Source organism: Paenibacillus sp. DCT19 (assembly GCF_003268635.1).
Taxonomy (GTDB): domain Bacteria; phylum Bacillota; class Bacilli; order Paenibacillales; family Paenibacillaceae; genus Paenibacillus.
Genome location: NZ_CP029639.1, coordinates 3,406,834 through 3,424,630 on the forward strand (window position 1 = coordinate 3,406,834; position 17,797 = coordinate 3,424,630).

General features: G+C 42.6%; 15 protein-coding genes. 10 read left to right on the forward strand and 5 right to left on the reverse strand.

Going from position 1 to position 17,797, the window contains the following annotated elements; translation table 11 throughout:
• Positions 1 to 186 precede the first annotated feature (186 nt).
• The 5 genes from DMB88_RS15565 (at position 187) to DMB88_RS15585 (ending at position 5,097) form a co-directional block, all read left to right on the forward strand.
• Complete coding sequence (locus DMB88_RS15565) at positions 187 to 819, forward strand: hypothetical protein (protein WP_128102092.1); 633 nt, start codon at positions 187 to 189, stop codon at positions 817 to 819.
• A gap of 601 nt (positions 820 to 1,420) precedes the next feature.
• Positions 1,421 to 2,803 (forward strand): amino acid ABC transporter substrate-binding protein/permease, encoded by a 1,383-nt coding sequence (locus DMB88_RS15570; protein ID WP_128102093.1) that lies wholly within the window; start codon positions 1,421 to 1,423, stop codon positions 2,801 to 2,803.
• The gene (locus DMB88_RS15575) at positions 2,796 to 3,524 is read left to right on the forward strand and encodes an amino acid ABC transporter ATP-binding protein (protein WP_128102094.1); all 729 of its coding nucleotides are present in this window, start codon (positions 2,796 to 2,798) and stop codon (positions 3,522 to 3,524) included. Before DMB88_RS15570 ends, DMB88_RS15575 begins: the two co-directional genes overlap by 8 nt.
• A 158-nt stretch (positions 3,525 to 3,682) precedes the next feature.
• On the forward strand, positions 3,683 to 4,318 hold the full coding sequence (locus DMB88_RS15580; RefSeq protein ID WP_128102095.1) for a hypothetical protein: 636 nt from the start codon (positions 3,683 to 3,685) through the stop codon (positions 4,316 to 4,318).
• Between the two features lie 143 nt (positions 4,319 to 4,461).
• Positions 4,462 to 5,097, forward strand: a complete 636-nt coding sequence (locus DMB88_RS15585) for a hypothetical protein (RefSeq protein WP_128102096.1) — start codon at positions 4,462 to 4,464, stop codon at positions 5,095 to 5,097.
• Between the two features lie 86 nt (positions 5,098 to 5,183).
• On the opposite strand, the gene DMB88_RS15590 is transcribed toward DMB88_RS15585, so the two are convergent.
• From DMB88_RS15590 to DMB88_RS15600, 3 genes are all read right to left on the reverse strand, one after another.
• Positions 5,184 to 6,014 carry a carbohydrate ABC transporter permease gene (locus DMB88_RS15590; RefSeq protein WP_128102097.1) on the reverse strand — a complete coding sequence of 277 codons (831 nt, stop codon included), beginning with the start codon at positions 6,012 to 6,014 and terminating at the stop codon, positions 5,184 to 5,186.
• A 1-nt stretch (position 6,015) separates the two neighbouring features.
• Positions 6,016 to 6,888, reverse strand: a complete 873-nt coding sequence (locus DMB88_RS15595) for a carbohydrate ABC transporter permease (RefSeq protein ID WP_128102098.1) — start codon at positions 6,886 to 6,888, stop codon at positions 6,016 to 6,018.
• A 92-nt stretch (positions 6,889 to 6,980) separates the two neighbouring features.
• Positions 6,981 to 8,291, reverse strand: coding sequence for an ABC transporter substrate-binding protein (locus DMB88_RS15600; RefSeq protein WP_128102099.1), 1,311 nt, complete (start codon positions 8,289 to 8,291; stop codon positions 6,981 to 6,983).
• 200 nt (positions 8,292 to 8,491) lie between these two features.
• Here DMB88_RS15600 and DMB88_RS15605 point away from each other — a divergent pair, with 200 nt between their 5' ends.
• The 5 genes from DMB88_RS15605 (at position 8,492) to DMB88_RS15620 (ending at position 15,619) form a co-directional block, all read left to right on the forward strand.
• The gene (locus tag DMB88_RS15605) at positions 8,492 to 9,865 is read left to right on the forward strand and encodes a sensor histidine kinase (RefSeq protein WP_254438192.1); all 1,374 of its coding nucleotides are present in this window, start codon (positions 8,492 to 8,494) and stop codon (positions 9,863 to 9,865) included.
• 26 nt (positions 9,866 to 9,891) lie between these two features.
• Positions 9,892 to 10,260 (forward strand): sensor histidine kinase, encoded by a 369-nt coding sequence (locus DMB88_RS31230; protein WP_254438193.1) that lies wholly within the window; start codon positions 9,892 to 9,894, stop codon positions 10,258 to 10,260.
• 19 nt (positions 10,261 to 10,279) lie between these two features.
• On the forward strand, positions 10,280 to 11,800 hold the full coding sequence (locus DMB88_RS15610) for a response regulator (RefSeq protein ID WP_128102100.1): 1,521 nt from the start codon (positions 10,280 to 10,282) through the stop codon (positions 11,798 to 11,800).
• 141 nt (positions 11,801 to 11,941) lie between these two features.
• Positions 11,942 to 13,999 (forward strand): beta-galactosidase, encoded by a 2,058-nt coding sequence (locus DMB88_RS15615; RefSeq protein ID WP_128102101.1) that lies wholly within the window; start codon positions 11,942 to 11,944, stop codon positions 13,997 to 13,999.
• A 225-nt stretch (positions 14,000 to 14,224) separates the two neighbouring features.
• Positions 14,225 to 15,619, forward strand: a complete 1,395-nt coding sequence (locus tag DMB88_RS15620) for an ATP-binding protein (RefSeq protein WP_128102102.1) — start codon at positions 14,225 to 14,227, stop codon at positions 15,617 to 15,619.
• Positions 15,620 to 16,198: 579 nt separating this feature from the next.
• Here DMB88_RS15620 and DMB88_RS15625 read toward each other — a convergent pair.
• Both DMB88_RS15625 and DMB88_RS15630 read right to left on the reverse strand, forming a co-directional pair.
• A complete protein-coding gene (locus DMB88_RS15625) occupies positions 16,199 to 16,525 on the reverse strand; it encodes a hypothetical protein (RefSeq protein ID WP_128102103.1) in 327 nt (108 codons plus the stop codon).
• A gap of 453 nt (positions 16,526 to 16,978) precedes the next feature.
• Entirely contained in the window at positions 16,979 to 17,740 is a 762-nt protein-coding gene (locus DMB88_RS15630; RefSeq protein WP_128102104.1) for a YqcI/YcgG family protein, read from the reverse strand.
• Between the last annotated feature and the right edge of the window lie 57 nt (positions 17,741 to 17,797).

Sequence of the window (17,797 nt, forward strand, 5' to 3'; positions counted from 1 at the left end):
AATCAGGAATACTCAGAAAGAGCCTTGGAAACGAGGTTCTTTTTTGGTCATATTGTTTAATATGGAGAAAAGGATGGTAATAATCACCTGTATTAGCTGCGTTGTTCATATGCTACAATTCTCAGATATGCCAATTATTATCCATTATTAAGGTATATGAATACGAATAGAAACGGCAGATGAAGTATGAACAAAGCAATGATTAAAAGGTATTGGGTGTTTGTCGCCATACTAATAGTAGTGTTCTTTTATTACGAGCATCGATTAAACGTAGCCCAAAAAAACGAAGATGTCCTACTGGAGTTATACCAATCCAAGAATAATAGTGGTTACATCACTTTTCTCAAAGAAGGCCATTCTTTCAAGCCACTGGCACATACACTTGAAGAACTTAGTCAGGTGACGAATGAGGTGCAGCCAGCCAAAGTTCAGAAGTTGCTTGATCAAGCGAAGGTACAGGGGAAAGATGCGACCCAGTATCTAACGACTCTTATTGAGTTCAGTGATGATTACATATCTACATCTAAACCTCGGTATATGTACGAGTACGATTACTCTGTCATGACATCAGCGAAACAGAAGGAGGTGTATCAGCTCGCCTACCGTAGTGATCTATATGGACTAATGTATGGAATCAGTTATCACTATTGGAAGGACAAACCGAAATTAATCCCTCAGGAAACCCAAACGGTACTTGCGTCGATTGCTAAAGAACTGCATGCATTGGATGAAACACTCTCATTTTACAAGACAAGTGCAGATCGTCAGTTACAATGGGGGATGAGAGAAGTATGGAGCAGCTTAAATCCATCATTCTAAATGAAGTGAAGCTTCATTTCAATAAAATTGTGGAGATCAAAAGCGAAATGAATCTTTAACCTACGCTGAACCATTCCAATCGTACGCATGTTACGATAAACAAAATAATCCATCCCCAGAGTACTAATAAACGAATTGCTCGTGGAATGACTAAATACTCCGAATACAATTTTGTGAAAAATTTTCGCATGGTTAAGCCCCTTTATAGGATCAAATTTAACAAAATTTTACCACGCGAGGGAATAATGTAAAAGGTTAACTTAACTGACTTCATAATGTATTTTGTTGCCCGTATACGAACCCTTCATATAGGTCAGATTAACTTTACTTGAACCATTTGTTCAGCGAAGGTGTAGGAGTGTAGTTGTTAACATACGACAAGCTTTTGAAAACAATAAATACTTAAAATTTTATTTTCTCAATATAAAATAATATGTATAATGGGCAATACGTCTGACAAAAAAGTGTAACACTGACACCAACTCCAAAGAATAATCATGATGATTCGGAGGAGACCGAGAAGAGGAGGACATATGAAAACAACGAAGGTCTCATTTTTTGTACTTACCCTGGTTTTGCTCCTGGTGACGGGGTTATCTGGATGGGCAGGGGAGCATCTGCAACAGAAGCGAATTCAGGCAAAACGTATGTCATCGGTACGGACATTACATTTGCTCCATTTGAGTTTGAGGATGCGAATGGTAATTTTGTAGGTATTGACATGGATCTAATGGACGCCATTGCCAAAGATCAGAATTTCAAGTATGAAATTAAAGCCCTCGGTTTCAACGCTGCCGTTCAAGCGCTTGAGGCGAATCAAGTCGATGGCGTAATTGCAGGGATGAGCATCACGGATGAGAGAAAGAAGGTATTCGATTTCTCGGAAGCTTATTATCCATCCGGTGTTGTTATGGGGATTAGTGCCAACAACGATACAGTGAAGAGCTATGAAGATCTCCGAGGACAAAAGGTTGCTGTCAAAACAGGAACGGCTGGGTACACATTTGCTGAATCCATTGCCTCCGAGTATGGCTTTACCATTGTGCCTTTTGAAGATTCCGCACAAATGTATCTTGACGTTATAACAGGCAATTCTATTGCGTGTTTTGAAGATCAACCCGTTCTAGCTTATGGCGTCAAACAAAACAATGGTTTGAAAATTGTAACTGAGAAAGAAGACGGAGACTCTTACGGATTTGCGGTAAGTAAGGGGAAGAATCAAGAGTTGCTTCAGAAGTTTGATGCAGGACTCGTAAACATTAAGGCAAGTGGTGAGTATGATCGAATTTTGGAAAAATATGTTGGGGAAAATGCCCCAACTGCTGCACAAAGTAGTCGGTGGGAGAACATTCAGAATTCACTTCCAGCTCTGTTTAAAGGGTTAGGAAATACATTATTGTACACGGTAGTATCGTTGTTCTTTGCCTTTATTATTGGTCTGATCTTTGGATTTATGAAGGTAGGACAGAATAAGATCCTTCGTGGAATTGCAACAGTTTTTGTTGATGTGTTCCGTGGTATTCCATTGATTGTACTTGCGTTCTTTATTTATTTCGGTATTCCACAAGCAATGGGCTTCACCATGCCACTGTTCTTGGCAGCGATTTTAACACTAAGTTTGAATGCCGGAGCTTACGTAACCGAAATTATTCGGGGCGGGATTCAATCCATTGATCCAGGACAGCTGGAAGCAGCTCGTTCATTAGGCTTACCTTATCGTAAGGCTATGATGAAGATTGTTATTCCACAAGCGATTCGAGTGATGATTCCTTCATTTATCAATCAGATGGTAATCACATTGAAAGATACGTCGATCTTGTCTGTTATCGGTCTTGTAGAGCTGACTCAATCAGGTAAGATTGTAATCGCCAGAACGTTTACCTCTTTCGACATTTGGTTAACGGTTGCGGTTATGTATCTGATTGTTATTATCACATTGACCAAAGTTGCTGACTATCTGGAGGTGAGGGTTCGCCGTGGGTAAAATTAAAGTTGAAGGATTGAAGAAAAGCTTCGGAACGAATCATGTTCTGAAAGGAATTGATATGTCCGTCAATGAGGGTGAAGTTGTCTGCGTCATTGGACCCTCTGGATCAGGCAAAAGTACGTTTTTGCGTTGCATTAACCAACTTGAAGAAATAACTGAGGGTCGAGTGATTGTGGATGATCAGGATCTGAATGATTCCAAAACAAACATTAATAAAGCGCGTGAAAATATCGGCATGGTGTTTCAGCACTTTAACTTGTTCCCTCACTTTAATGTACTGAAAAATATTACGTTTGCACCAAGAGAACTTGGTTTGTTAAATGAAGCGCAGGCACGCGAGACTGCTCTGAAGTTATTAGACCGTGTAGGGTTATCGGATAAAGCAAACAGCTTTCCAAGCCAGCTCTCAGGAGGTCAGAAGCAACGGGTGGCCATCGCTCGTGCACTTGCGATGACGCCAGACGTGATGTTGTTCGATGAACCAACCTCTGCGCTTGACCCTGAGATGGTTGGTGAGGTGCTTGGTGTAATGAAGGATCTCGCTCGTGAAGGTATGACGATGATGATTGTCACACATGAGATGGGATTCGCACGTGAGGTGGCCGATCGGGTGATCTTCATGGATGGTGGATACATCGTAGAAGAAGGAAGCCCTGAAGAAGTATTTGGGAATCCTAAGAATGAACGTACCATCAGCTTCTTGGAAAAAGTACTCTAATAGAGGTTGTTCAAAAAGTCTGCTTTTGATTACGAAAGATGCTCAAGCGGCATCTTTTTGAACAGGACTAATATGATAATGCTAAACCTTCAAGACATTGCTCTTGAAGGTTTTTTAATATGAAGATAACATAATGAAGGATGGGAGGCGCAGATCAGATGAACTTATTTTATATCCAATCAACCATACGCGGAATGAGCTATGTAGCCTCATTTCTAGAGGATAACTTTATTGGGTTGACATGGCCTGGCACAGGAGATTTGGGAGAAATGTCACCAGAAGAATGGAAAGAGCAATTGAGGGAACATTACAGGTTGGAAGAGACGGAGCTTGCACATGTAATCAAGGATTTTCATACATTTGTACATACCATGCAAGATGGAGACTACGTCGTTATGAAGGATGATGAGTGGGCGTATGTAGGAGATCTGGGCGATTATTATTACGATGATTCCTTAGGGACAGAAGAAGATCTCATATGCCATCGAAGAGGTGTTACCTGGCTAGGACGTATTCCCTTGGAGGATTTAAACGACAAAGTACAAGCCTTCATTCATCAGCCTGCTACGCTGGCTCAATTTGAACATCCGATTTCACAAGCACAGTTGGACCGTCATCTTGCAGACATAAATGAAGCACCGGAAGGAGTGCAAGCGTCGAATTCCCCGTCTAACAAGGTGGATAAAGCAACGATTGAAGCGGCTCTGCATGTGTTAAGACAAGCGTTAGACAGTGAGGATATTAACATACGTGTTCGCGCCGCGGAGGCAATCTTACAATATGCCAGGTCGTAATTGATTAAACTTGTACCGGATGAATGACTATGGTCGTTTGGCGTGGTTAAGTGTAACTATACTGTGGTTCATTGCGTTTATACTTGTAGTTATGAGATATTACGTGCATCCTTATCCCTAACGTACAAGGAGAACCGCATTTCATGAAGAAACTTTCTCGTGGTATTTTATCTATCTGTGTAAGTGGAGTCGTACTTCTGTCAGCATGTGGGCATACAGATGCCCCTGATCGTACGACAATCCGTGAAGCAACCGATGAATCGAGTCCCAATACTAATCAGGCACCATCTACTCAGGAGGAGCAGACGAATTCAATCTCGGCATCCACTGATGCCATCTCTGATTCGGAGCAATTGATTGATCCAGCGCACAAGCAAATTAAAGAGATTACCGCGGATGACTTTAAGCAAGGTGTATTCATCGATTTTGATCAGTATAAACAAAGCTTCTTCGACGATGAGATCATATCCAAATTTAAGGGGAATATCGAAGCCGTAGTGGAGAATAATCCAGAGAAGTTTAAGGAGAACCTGAATAAGGACTCCGCAGCAACCAATAAGTATCATTTCTACTACACAAGCGAGAGCGAAGAAGGGCAAGAATTTATGTTTTACGATTTAGATATAATTGAGAAAATAAACATCAATAAGCGCGAACAGATTCGGGTAGGTGTGCGATTTGCTCAAAAGAGTCCGGATGGACGTGTCGACAACACAGGAATCACTTACTTTTTCACGAAGAACCAAGATGGTGAATGGGGTATTGAGAATATAGACTAATAGAGACCATGAAATGATTCATGGTCTCACAATGGCGTTTTCATGATAGAAGGAACAATTGGTCTTGATGCTTGATGACGTTCACCTCAACCTTTGACTGCACCAGCCGTCAATCCGCTGACAATATACTTCTGACCAAATAGATACAATATAAATACAGGTAGTGAAGTAAGCACAAGGTTGGCAAAAATTAAATTCCAATCCCGGCTGTACTTGCCGTAAAAGTTATAAATGGATAGCGGCATCGTCCACGTTGAGCTGTCTGTCAGGAAGTATACAGGAATGGTGATATCATTCCACACCGACATAAATACCATAATGGCAACCGTTGCATTAACAGGTAAGATCAGCGGCGTAACAATGCGGAAGAACACACCGAACACACTTGCGCCTTCCAGAAATGCTACCTCGTCCAGCGCTCTTGGAATCGTTTTGATGAAGCCACTGTACAAGAAAACACTAAAGGCTGTATTTAGCGCAGCATAGATTAGAATAACACTTGTGATACTGCCATAGAAGCCTAAGCCCTGCACCACGCGAATCGTTGTGATGATCGACATTGGAGCAATCAGACCCATGAAGAAATACATATAGATCGTGCCTGATAATTTCGTTTCCCGACGAGCTAGAATGAACGCTGCTGCTGAAGAGGCAACGATGTTGATGATAGACGATATACCTGTAATCCAGATGCTGTTGAGAAATGCCCGGGATAGACCACCTTCTTGGAAAACCCGAACATAGTTCGAGAACTGCCATGTGTCAGGCAACCGTAGAGAGAAGCTGAGCACCTCTGCACTGGTTTTGAATGATCCAAGAATCAGGATGACAAGCGGCAACAATACGATCAGGGAGGCCAGAATGAGGAACCCTTCCACGATATAATTGCGGATAGCAAGTTTGCGTGTATAGCCCATCTTATTCCGTAACCTCCTTACGCCGCATGAAAATCAATAGCGGTATAGCGATAATGGTGACAACTACGAACAGTAGCGTGTTCACTGCGGTACCCAGACCCCAGTTACCTTCACCGAAGGAACGTAGAATGATCGTACCTACAACCTGTGATGCATTACCTGGTCCGCCGCCTGTCATGACGTATACCTCGGAGAACACTTTCAGTCCACCAATCAACGTTAGCATCAGGTTAATGTTAATCGCTGGTAGCAGAAGTGGCAGTGTAATTTTGAAAAAACTTCTCCATGAGCTTGCACCATCGATCTTGGCAGCCTCGTAATATTCCTGCGAAATAGACTGTAGACCAGCCAGATAGATGGCCATCTGGAATCCGGCGCTCTGCCAGATTGAGACGATGGCAATCGTCCAGATCACAATGGAGGGGTTGGTTAGCCAGGCTTGGCTTAATGAGTGTAGCCCGACAGCTTCCAGCATCTGATTAATTGTACCTTCGGTGCGAAGCATAGGTGTAAACAGTATGCTGATTACAAGTATGCTAAGTATGGAAGGGGAGTAGAAGATGGCGCGCAGCAGGTTTTTGGTTCGCAATCGCATATTAAGTCCCACAGCGAGCAGTAATCCGATAACGTTTTTGCCGACTACTGTAACGAGGGCAAATATCGCCGTATTTTGCAGAGCTAATATAAGCGTTTTGTCCGAGAAAATTTTCTTGAAGTTATCCCACCCGATGAAGGTTAGCTCCAGTCGATCCAGTCGCCAGTCCGTGAAGGAATAATAGAATCCCGCAATGGCAGGCACCACGAAAAAGACAGAGTAGATGATCAGTGCGGGAAATATCATGTAGTACGAATATAGGTTTTTGGTTCTTTTCATATCTCACGCTCCGTTATAGCAGGCAGTATAACTTATAATCGATTTCATTCGACCAAGTCATACTGCCCTGTATTTCAACAATGATGTTTTCCTTAGAATCCAGCTACACCTTTATCCTGCATCAATTGGCTGAATTTCTCATCCCAGGATTTCAATACTTCTTCCGGCGTTAAACCACCTGCGAATTGATCCTGTAACAAACGGTACAGTTCGCTGCGATCCACTAACATGAATGCATCTGTCGTCAGGACTGTTTTCTTCGGCGTAATATAGTTGTCTACGATATCTTGTTTGTATGCCGGCAGCTCCGGCGTTGTCACATCATTGAAGTTCGATACATAGCCTTTGGAATCTACAATCCGTTGGGCTACATCCTTAGAAGCGATAAAGTCGAGGAACTGTTTGGCCTCTTCCAGATGCTTGGATTTCTTCGGAATAAACAACTGTCCACCGAGTGGACTTGCCCCCAGACTTGCCTCCTCAGTCGACGGAATAGGGAATACACCCAGCTCCATACTTGGATCCTGCTCGGCAACACCTTCAATCAACCAATCACCCATAAACATCATGGCCACTTCTTTGTTCAGGAATTTACCCACGGCCATATCATAGCTGTCACTGAGCACATCGGTGTTGGTGTACCCTTTGGTGTACACTTCGTACTGCTGTTCCAAGAATGTCTTGAATTCTGGAACGTCAGACCACTTCTTCTTGTTACTATTCAGGTCATCAAAAAATGTCGGTTCATTCTTCGCTACAAAATCCGCAAACGCGGCAGCAGGCCAGATGTTCGCTGCCCATGCATCTTTGTAAGGCATGAATACTGGCGTTATGCCGCTAGCTTTGATCTTCTCGCAGACCGCCAAAAACTGCTCATAGTTGGTTGGGATCGTTAAACCGAGTTCTTCAAAAATCTGTTTGTTATAAACGACGCCTTGCATCCCCGTATCTTGGCTGACATGGAAACTGTAGATGTGACCACCAGCCGAAAGTACGTCCTTATTCACAATACGACTCGCCCAAGGTTCGTCATCCAGAATCTCAAAGTTACGTTCAAGGTTGAGATCCGTAACTGCACTGGCAAGATTGTACTGGATGATATCAGGCGTTTCGTCTACCGCAAGCTTCGTCTGAAGTACAGTAGTTGTCTGCTCGGCAGGAATTAACTGCAGATTGACCTTTACATTAGTCTGCTTCTCGAACTCATCGAGGATATCTTGCTGAATAAAAGCTGAATCCTGAGAACTCTTAGAAATGGCTAATTCCAATGTGACCTTGGCTTTATTGTCCCCGCCTGTCGAACTGCCAGTGCTGGAATCACCTGCACCACAAGCTGTTAATGAGATGGTTAGTAGACTAGCCAGCACCACCGTAGCAACCTTTTTTTGTTTAAGTATCTTCAATGTGAATCCCCCTCTATAACATGTGATTGAATCCGTTTACATTCCCGATTATAAATTTTTCCTCATCCAAGGTACATGTCTGTGCTTGAAGGTTGATGTGTAATATCCTGAACTTGAAATCGCTATCATTTCATATAATCCCATGATACAGTTATGGATGACTAATAGAATAGACATCTTGATGCGAAAGGAGACTCCCTATGAAAATGACGAAATTCATACATAGATCCACGCAATTCAGTTTACAAACCAAGGTTTTTTTGACCTTTTTGGCATTACTTTTGTTTGTTTTATGTTGTTTTCTCGTGTACGTCAATGTCGTCGTTATTCGTCCGCTCAAACAAAAAACAGTGCAGGATACACTAGTGACTACAACAAAAGTGAGAGAACAAGTAGATCTATACTTGGATCAACAGAACCAGCTCTCCCAGCGGCTTTTGTCGAGCAAAGACATCTTTACCACGATGGACAAGAGTTCTTCTGCACATAGTGATTACGAGCGGCTAAAACAAATTCGCAAGCTGAAGGACATTATTTTCCAAGCGATTGGACCAAGCATGAATATTAAGGATATGTCCATTTATGACAAGCAAGGTATACTTCTTACTTCGTATTTAGGAGCAGGTCAACCACCCGTTTCTATTCACACATTGTTAGGAGATAGTAAGGTTGGGCGAGAATGGGCAGGGAACGGTTTTATTCTACTGAGGCAGGGAGATATCATATCTTTTGTACGAACGGTGAATGATCAGAATGGTAAAGTGTACGGTTATCTATCCATCCAGATGGATCAAATGGTAATTCAGAACCTGACCGAAGGAATTACAGCCGGCGAAGTTTATATTTTGAACCAACAGGGAGAGCAGATGACAGGTACTGATCTTGGCATAAAAGCGAAGCAATGGACGATACCTCCATTGGAGGAAGGTCTGGAAGTCGATGAACATAACAATTACGTTACCTACTCCACATCTTCTAGTACCGGATGGGTTACGTATATCGTTACGCCTAGCAAGTCGGTGTTAGGCTCGATCCAGAAGGTTCAGACGATTTCCATTTTGCTGATTACAGCACTCATGCTCATTTCTTTCGTCTATATTTACTTATCTACTCGTAATCTGTTGCTTCCAATTCGTAAACTTCGCAGTCAAATTTGGCGCATCAACTACAGTAATCTCAACCTGAAGGTCGATGATCGGCCGAAAAACAATGATCTCTTATTGCTGAACGAAGCATTCCAGGATCTAATGGAACGACTGCAACAATCTATCGATCGGGAGAAAACGGCGCTACATGAAGAGGTAAAAGCAAGAAATTCAGCACTGCAGGCTCAGATAGCGCCTCACTTTATCCATAATGTTCTTTATTTGATCAGCATTGCTGCTCAAGAGGGTAAAACCAAAGTGGTGTCGGATATGTGCAAGCATCTCTCGGAGAGCCTACGTTATATCGTTTCTTCTCCTTACGCGCATGTGACTTTATCTGAAGAGCTTGAGCATACGAGACATTATCTATCACTTGTGCAGCAAAATATGAAGACGATCTGGAATGGGATATCCATGCAGATCCATTAGCGAAGGAAGTTCGTTTACCACGCCTGGTGATTCAGCCTTTTGTAGAGAATTGCATTGAACATGCATTTTGCAATACATCTCCGCCGTGGCATATCCAGATTACCGTGAAGCAATATAACGGATTATGGGCGCTTGAGATTAGAGACAATGGAGAGGGCTTTTCTGCTGAGAAGATTCAAGAGATTCTAGCGAATATTCAGCATTCCCGCTCAGGGGCAAACATGATGAACAATCAAGAGACGGCACTGGGCAATATGGGGATTGTCAACAGCGTTAATCGGCTCAAACTGATGTATAGCAACCGGCTATTTTTTAATATATTCAATAATCAAGGCCATGGAGCAAAAGGAGCAACGATTCAAATCATCGGCTCGTTAACCGAGGATTTTTATTAAATGGGGAGGGCAGATAACCATGTATAATGTCATGATTGTCGAGGATAGTAAACCGATATTGCGTAATATCAGATCACATTTGGATACATTGAATTTGCCGCTTCGAGTAACGGCTACGGCAACTAACGGAGAGGAGGCACTGGCAATCATTCGGCAGGAACCAATTCATCTGTTGTTAACGGATATCAGAATGCCTAAGATGGATGGCTTAACGTTAATTGAACAAGCCAAGCTTACGAACCCCTATCTCAAGGTAGTGCTGATCAGCGGTTATAGTGATTTTGAATATACACGCAAAGCATTGAACCTGCAGGTGTTTGACTATTTATTGAAACCTGTGGAGCGAGAGGCTTTGGAGGAAGTGATGGGAAGGATTGTGGAGCAGCTTGATCGACTTATATCCAGAAGCCTGCAAGAATTGCAGGAGATCGTTGACCCTGAATGTTATGCTGAACTTACGTTTGGTGAGGAATTCCCGCTATACTCACATATGATGATTATTCTACGGAAGCAGCCTTTCAGTCAGGGGAAGGATCGCTGGAGTTTGGAGACGTTGAAGCAAAGTCTAGCAGAGTTTTTCCATGCTCAGCCATGTCGCGTATTGCTAACGCAGACCCCGCATCAATATATTATTATGGCAAACAGAGGCGCGTTGGATTGGTATTCTTCCATGCACGAATGTCTCGAATCATTGCGGCGGCATCTGCTCGAAGCGGGGATGGATGGAATGATTGGAGGTCAGTTGATGTCCGCTGATTCGGATCAGTTATCTGAGCTCTATTACCGGATCACTTCAGTTCTAACGACCCAGCAGCGATTAAAGCATGGACTGGTGCTGGATACGGGAAATCCTGTCTCGATAGCAAGATCAGAAACAAATGGTCTGGATTCTTCGTTGGAATCTACTTTTGTGCACATGATACAAGGTTGTCGGAAGGAAGCATTTGCGCTCAAGCTGACCGAGCTGATGAATCGATGGACTGAAGAGAATGCACATTGGACGGAGGTTGAGCGTTTTGTAGGACTTGTGGTGGATACCTTCGCACATCTCTATGAGGAACGAGGTTCAGGCATGCGATTAGCATTGGAGCTTAGAGCCAAACAATTATATGAGTTGAAGACTTATGCGGACTTTGGACATGAGCTACTTGAATGGACAGCCCAATGCTTCGACATGCTGCAATCGCAAGGACGGAAGAGTGGGGAGCTGCTATTTGAGCAGATTGATGAATATGTCAAAACAAATCGTTATGTCTCGTTATCTATCAGCGATCTTTCAATGAAATTTCACGTCAGTCCCTCATATATCAGCAGGGTAATCAAACATGTCACACAACGTACTTTCGTTCAGTATTATACCGAACTTCGAATTCAAGAAGCTTGCAGATTGATGGCCAGCCAACCCGACATGAAATTCAAGGAATTATCGGAGCTGTTATCGTTCAGTGATCAGCATTATTTCTCGAAAGTATTTAAGGAATATACAGGCGTCAGCCCTACGGATTACAAGGAACGCTTGCTAACCACGCAACCCGAATAACTATAGGTTAATGAATAAACAGGAGTATTTCGTGAGCAAATGCCTTGAAATCTGGATAGAATACCTTAATATTAAATAAGGTGTGGTCATGAATATAGTTTGATAACAAATAAAGCAACCTGGTTAAGGGAGACTGGAATTATGCGAAATGCATTAGATCTAAAACGTTTTTATATGGGAGCTTGTTACTATCCTGAGCATTGGGACGAGTCGTTATGGGCAGATGATTTAAAAAGAATGAAGGAAATGGGCTTTGATCTGATCCGCATCGGAGAGTTTGCATGGTCCATTTTTGAACCACAGGAAGGGCAATTCAATTTCGAATTCTTCGACCGCTTCCTTGAGCAAGCGATTACATGGGACATGAAGGTGATTATGGGAACACCAACAGCCACGCCACCAGCATGGCTTACACATAAGTATCCTGAAGTGTTGAACGTCTCAATGGAAGGCATTACATACCATCACGGCCAGCGTAGACACTATAATTATAGTAGTCCAATATATCTGGAGCTCTGCGCGCGCATTACAAGAGAGATGGCTCAACATTACAAGGATCATCCTGCGATTATCGGATGGCAGATCGATAATGAACTGAATTGTGAGACAAACGTATTTTATGCCGAAGCGGATCACCTTGCATTTCGGCGCTGGTTGCAACAAAAATATGGTGCGTTGGATAGCCTGAATCAAGCGTGGGGCACTGTCTTTTGGAATCAGACGTATGATCAATGGGAGCAAGTGCACCTCACTCGTCCAACGGTATCCGATTCACCTAATCCACATCAGGCATTGGACGAGAAACGCTTTATTTCGGATAACACGATTTCATTCGCGAAGCTCCAAGGTGACATTCTAAGAGCAGAAGCACCTAATCAATGGGTTACTACTAATGGCATATTCGGACATCTAGATAACCACAGCATGTCAGATGAGATTCTGGACTTCATGTCTTATGATTCCTATCCGCAATTTAGCACCATCTATCCAGATCCTGGAGAACAGCCGTTGCTTGATCGGAAATGGAGCTTGTCCTTGAGCAATGTCAGAGATATATCGCCGAATTTTGCTGTGTTAGAGCAGCAGTCGGGACCTGGCGGTTGGGTGAATCGAATGCAGATGCCATCCCCACATCCGGGGCAAATGCGTTTGTGGACGTATCAGAGCATTGCTCATGGTGCTGATATGATACTGTACTTCCGCTGGAGAACAGCTACCATCGGTACCGAAATCTATTGGCATGGAATTAATGACTATCATAATCAGCCGAATCGTCGGGTTGCAGAAGCGGCGACTGTGGGTAAGGAATTGCAGAAGGTGGGAGAACGTATTGTTGGCAAACGTTATGTTGCGCAAGTAGCCATGCTGCGTGATTACGATAACGAATGGGATGGCGAGCTGGATCAATGGCACGGCTCACTAAACAGACCAAGTGAGCTAAGCTGGTTTAAAGCGCTTCAATATGCACATATCCCAACAGACGTAGTGACCATTCGTCCTGGGGGTGAAACGGAACAACTGCAGGATCTTGCGAAATACCAAGTGTTAATCTATCCTCATCCTGCCATTTTACGAGAAGATACAGCTGAGATGCTTCAGAAATATGTAGAAAATGGTGGGTCAGTTGTATTCGGCTGCCGGACAGGGTACAAAAATGAGTCTGGTCATTGTCGTATGCAGCCGCTGCCAGGTCCAGTTGCAGAACTCAGTGGCATTCAAGTTGAGGATTTTACAATGGTTAATGGTACAGCTAGTCCAGTAAGCGTACAACTGAGCCAACATACGAACCTGTTTAATGCTCCAAGCTTCAATGATATTCTGCGGGTACATGCAGATACGGTTGAAGTGCTCGGCACATATGCATCCAGTTATTATAAAGGTAAACCGGCATTAACGGTTAATCGTGTTGGTAAAGGCAAGGTATATTATTGGGGAGCAGCCTTTGATCTGTCCGTAGCAGCTGAGCTGTTAAGTCAGCTTCAGATTACATCTCCACTTAAGGACTGGTGCGAGGTGCCTGAAACGGTTGAGGTCGCTATTCGTGCTGATGATCATGATGAACTCGTATTCTTACTGAACTACAGTAGTGAAGCAGCCGAGATTAAGCTTCATGTACCTACAGAAGAGTTGCTCCAGGGCAGCCAGCTTCAAGGGACGGTTACGCTGGAACCTTATGGGGTATGGGTCCTGAAGAGATAGAGCGCGAGCAGACAGAAGATAGTACGATGAGCATTAGTTGTTCATTGTACTATCTTTTTTTGTTTTCACACGTTGGCTTATAGGTAGGAAAATTGTTCATCAAGTCAAGCGGGCTAACGGGTTTAGATAAAATGATTTCACTTAGATTACATATAATGGAGTGACGCGTGTCGTTTTATCCTCTATAGTAGTATATAGTACAGACAAGCGTTAAGGAGTCCTTATATGAGCAAACAAGCCATTCCTTTGAATTCGTTGACTGAGGTCACGAACGGAGGACATATTATTTATTTTTTCGAGGATTTCAATAGTTATGTTGATAATGCTGTATCTTATATCGTAACGGGGATCGATCAAGGTCATCATATATTACTTATTGAGGAAGCTGTCACATACGATAAGATTTTGCAAAAGCTTAAAGACAGTATATCTCATGATCAGCTTCAATATCTTCATTATGCTAACAATACAGAATACTATGGAGAACATGGTAACTTTGAGTTCCAACATATTCTTGCACATTTTGAAGATATCATGGGCTTCATTCAGGAACAAAACAAGCCTATACGCACTTGGGCGAATGTGATGACATGGGGAGATCACCCGGAAAAGCAGATTCTAGAAAATCTAGTCACTTATGAACGGCAAACCACCTGTGTTGTTCGGGATAATGGAATGTTGTCGGTTTGCGCCTATAATACGGAGATGATCTCTTCCTCATTACAGCTTAAATTAATGAGAGAGCATGAATACATGATGACAGATATGGAGTTTGTAAAATCCCCTCTGTATCACTATCGTGCTTCGGACGACGTGATTTTCCCGTCGTTATCGGTTCAAAGTCAATTGTTGTATGAACAAAAGCATCTAAAGATCGAAAAAGAAGCGGTGGAAATGGCTAGCCAAGTTAAAAGTGATTTCATAACAACGATGAATCATGAGATTAGAACACCGATGAATGGTTTGCTGGGCATCTCTGAGTTATTAGCAGCTACTGAACTGAATGCTGAACAGAGAGAGTATGTCACCACAATACAAAGTAGCGGAAAGTCTCTGCTTCGTATTGTTAATGATATCTTAGATTTTAATAAGCTGGAATCAAGCTACGATCAATTGTTAAGTGAGCCTTTCAATCCTCGTGAATCCGTCAAGGAAATGTTGGATATCCTTCATACCGCAATCTCGGAAAAAAATCTTCAAGTGAATATATCCATAGATTCTCGTATTCCACAGATTGTTGTTGGAGATGATGGTCGATTCAGACAGGTATTGCTGAATTTATTAGGAAATGCCGTGAAATTCACTCCTGTAGGAAGCATCGGCATTAATGTTGTACTTCTAAATGCCGATGGCAGCAAGCTTAAAATGCAAGTCAGCATACAGGATACGGGGACGGGAATACCCCAGGACAAGCGAAGCCAGCTGTTTCTACCATTTTACCGAGTGGATAACAGCATTACCCGACAAACAGAAGGAACAGGTCTTGGGTTAGCAATCTGTAAACGGATCATAGAGCTGATGAATGGGGACATACGCCTTGAAGACGAGCATAATGATACCCCAGGCACTACGATCACGTTCACTGCGGAGTTTAATAAATATCTAGAGGTTGATCTTTGAACTGGTATCATCGAACTTTGAAATAACTAGTTACTACGGAAAGTAGGATGCCAAGTGTTAACGTTGAAGAAGGTTGAGCTTCAGGGACATGATGTATTTGAACTCATGCAGGGACATCTTCAAGACTCACACTGGTTAGATAGTTCCATTTATTTAACAGAAGAAGTAATTAATAAGACTGAGTTTGTAAAGATATGTAAGCATTGTTTAGTGAATTTTAACTATTACGGTCCGACTGAAGTCAACCAAGTCGAATGGAAACAGATGAAGCAAATGGCCGATTCATCTGAATCCGAAAGTACTAAACAATTGTTAGCGGAAATTGATTTTTGGGCAATCGAATGCTTCGAAAATCATTCGTGCTTCACAATCTGTGGTATATAACTTGCGGAAATACATTAAAGCGAAATTTCATACTAGTTTAATAGAGAAAAGGCAGTCGTTCTTAAGGAACGTACTGCCTTTTTCGCTTGTTGTGATGTTAATTACGACTAGTTAATCTGCTAGTTCAAGATGAGCGAGTGGATATTTTCGCAATTATAAGCAGATTGGATAAATCTATTAGAAAGGGTTCTGATATCAAATCAGACGGTAGCCCGGTGGCAAGTTGCCTGTACGTCTAATTCTACGGATCTGAGCCAGTGTCAGCCGCTCATTCGATGCGATTAGCGACTCAACATCCCCTCTGCGCAGGAAATCATCCAATTCTCGAATGCTACGGTTACCCCGCAGTACAACGAAATTATCTCTGAAGCGAGACCGATCGAACAAAACCAGAGTAGCGAACGGGTTGGTAGAGAAGAATCGCAGGCTCTCGATCCCTGTCAGGACTGAGTCAATATCGCTTATGCCGAGGTTGCCACGGTAGACTCTTCTTAATCCTCTGAAATTCTCTTCACTATACACGGTTAAGCGGGGTAGATAATTTGGGAGATTGAAGCATTTTTGTTATCCATATAATATACCTCCTTAACATAGTAAACATTCATCCTGGAAGCAGGAGATGCTATGAGACATCCTATGAAAAAGAGAGGACAAATGTGTGGACGAATCTATCGGATCAAAATGCTGATGCGAAATAGTACGCGATTATAAAATGAACTTGAATAGTGTTCTGTAGCTTGACAATCACAAATTTTTTTATAAGAACAAAGACTGAAAGATTTAAATTAACATCATAAATATTATGTAAACTAAATATAAATTTTATTTTTTACTTAGTTCAAGAAGAAATAATAAAAGTACCCAACAGAATGGGTCTGATGGGTAGTATTGTGGTTATTTACTTATTATCTTTAATGGGGAAGGCACATCAGTTATTGTTCATCAGCTTTAAGGGGTAAAATCGACCATTATGAGCTATTTTGTCCAACGGTGCATGGCCTGCTTCATTCGCATAAATGGACACTTGGAAGGTGTTTGTTCATCATCGGATAGGAAATATTGTTTCCATTCCAGGTTACCTTCCTGACCGTACCATTTCAGAGAAGGGTGCGCTGGGACAGCGTCGTAGTCCGTCAGACGTTTACGGATAAGAGTTTTCATTTTACGACCGAGAGGCGTGCTGTCATTAATGGATTCGAACACCCAACGCGGCTGAAAAGCCAACATGAAATATGGGAAATGCCGACTCGCTCTGAGCTTATGAGCAGGTGTCGCACAAAAGCAAAAATAGGGCTCCCCGTCAAAGCAAAATTCCCAAGTCGAATCATTCGGTTCTGTTGATATGTGTTCGGGCCAGGGAGATTCATCTTGTGCAGTAATCCGACTGAGTAATTCCCAGAAAAGAGACTGGTACTGTTCGACTGAGGTATGTTCAAGTAACTCCTTTGGTGTGTCACAGATAATGACTAAGGAAGCATATTGCCCTGTATCTCTGGAGATTGTTCCGTACTGACCTAACAGATGGGCTATGTCTTCGACCGCTTCTTGGGAACGTGGATCATGTGCAAAACCAAACCTTAAATGTCCGGACAGAAAGCCAACTCTTCCCGGTACACAGGGGTACGTGTTTCCATCGTCTGCGATCATATTTGAAAACTTCAAATAAGCATCCTGCTGCCAATTCGGTAATTGCTCAAACCCATGCTTTATTTGATCGGCACTGAACAGTTCCGTCATCTACTCCCAACTCCATTCCACGTGATGCTATTACAGTATTAATGGAGGAGGTATTGG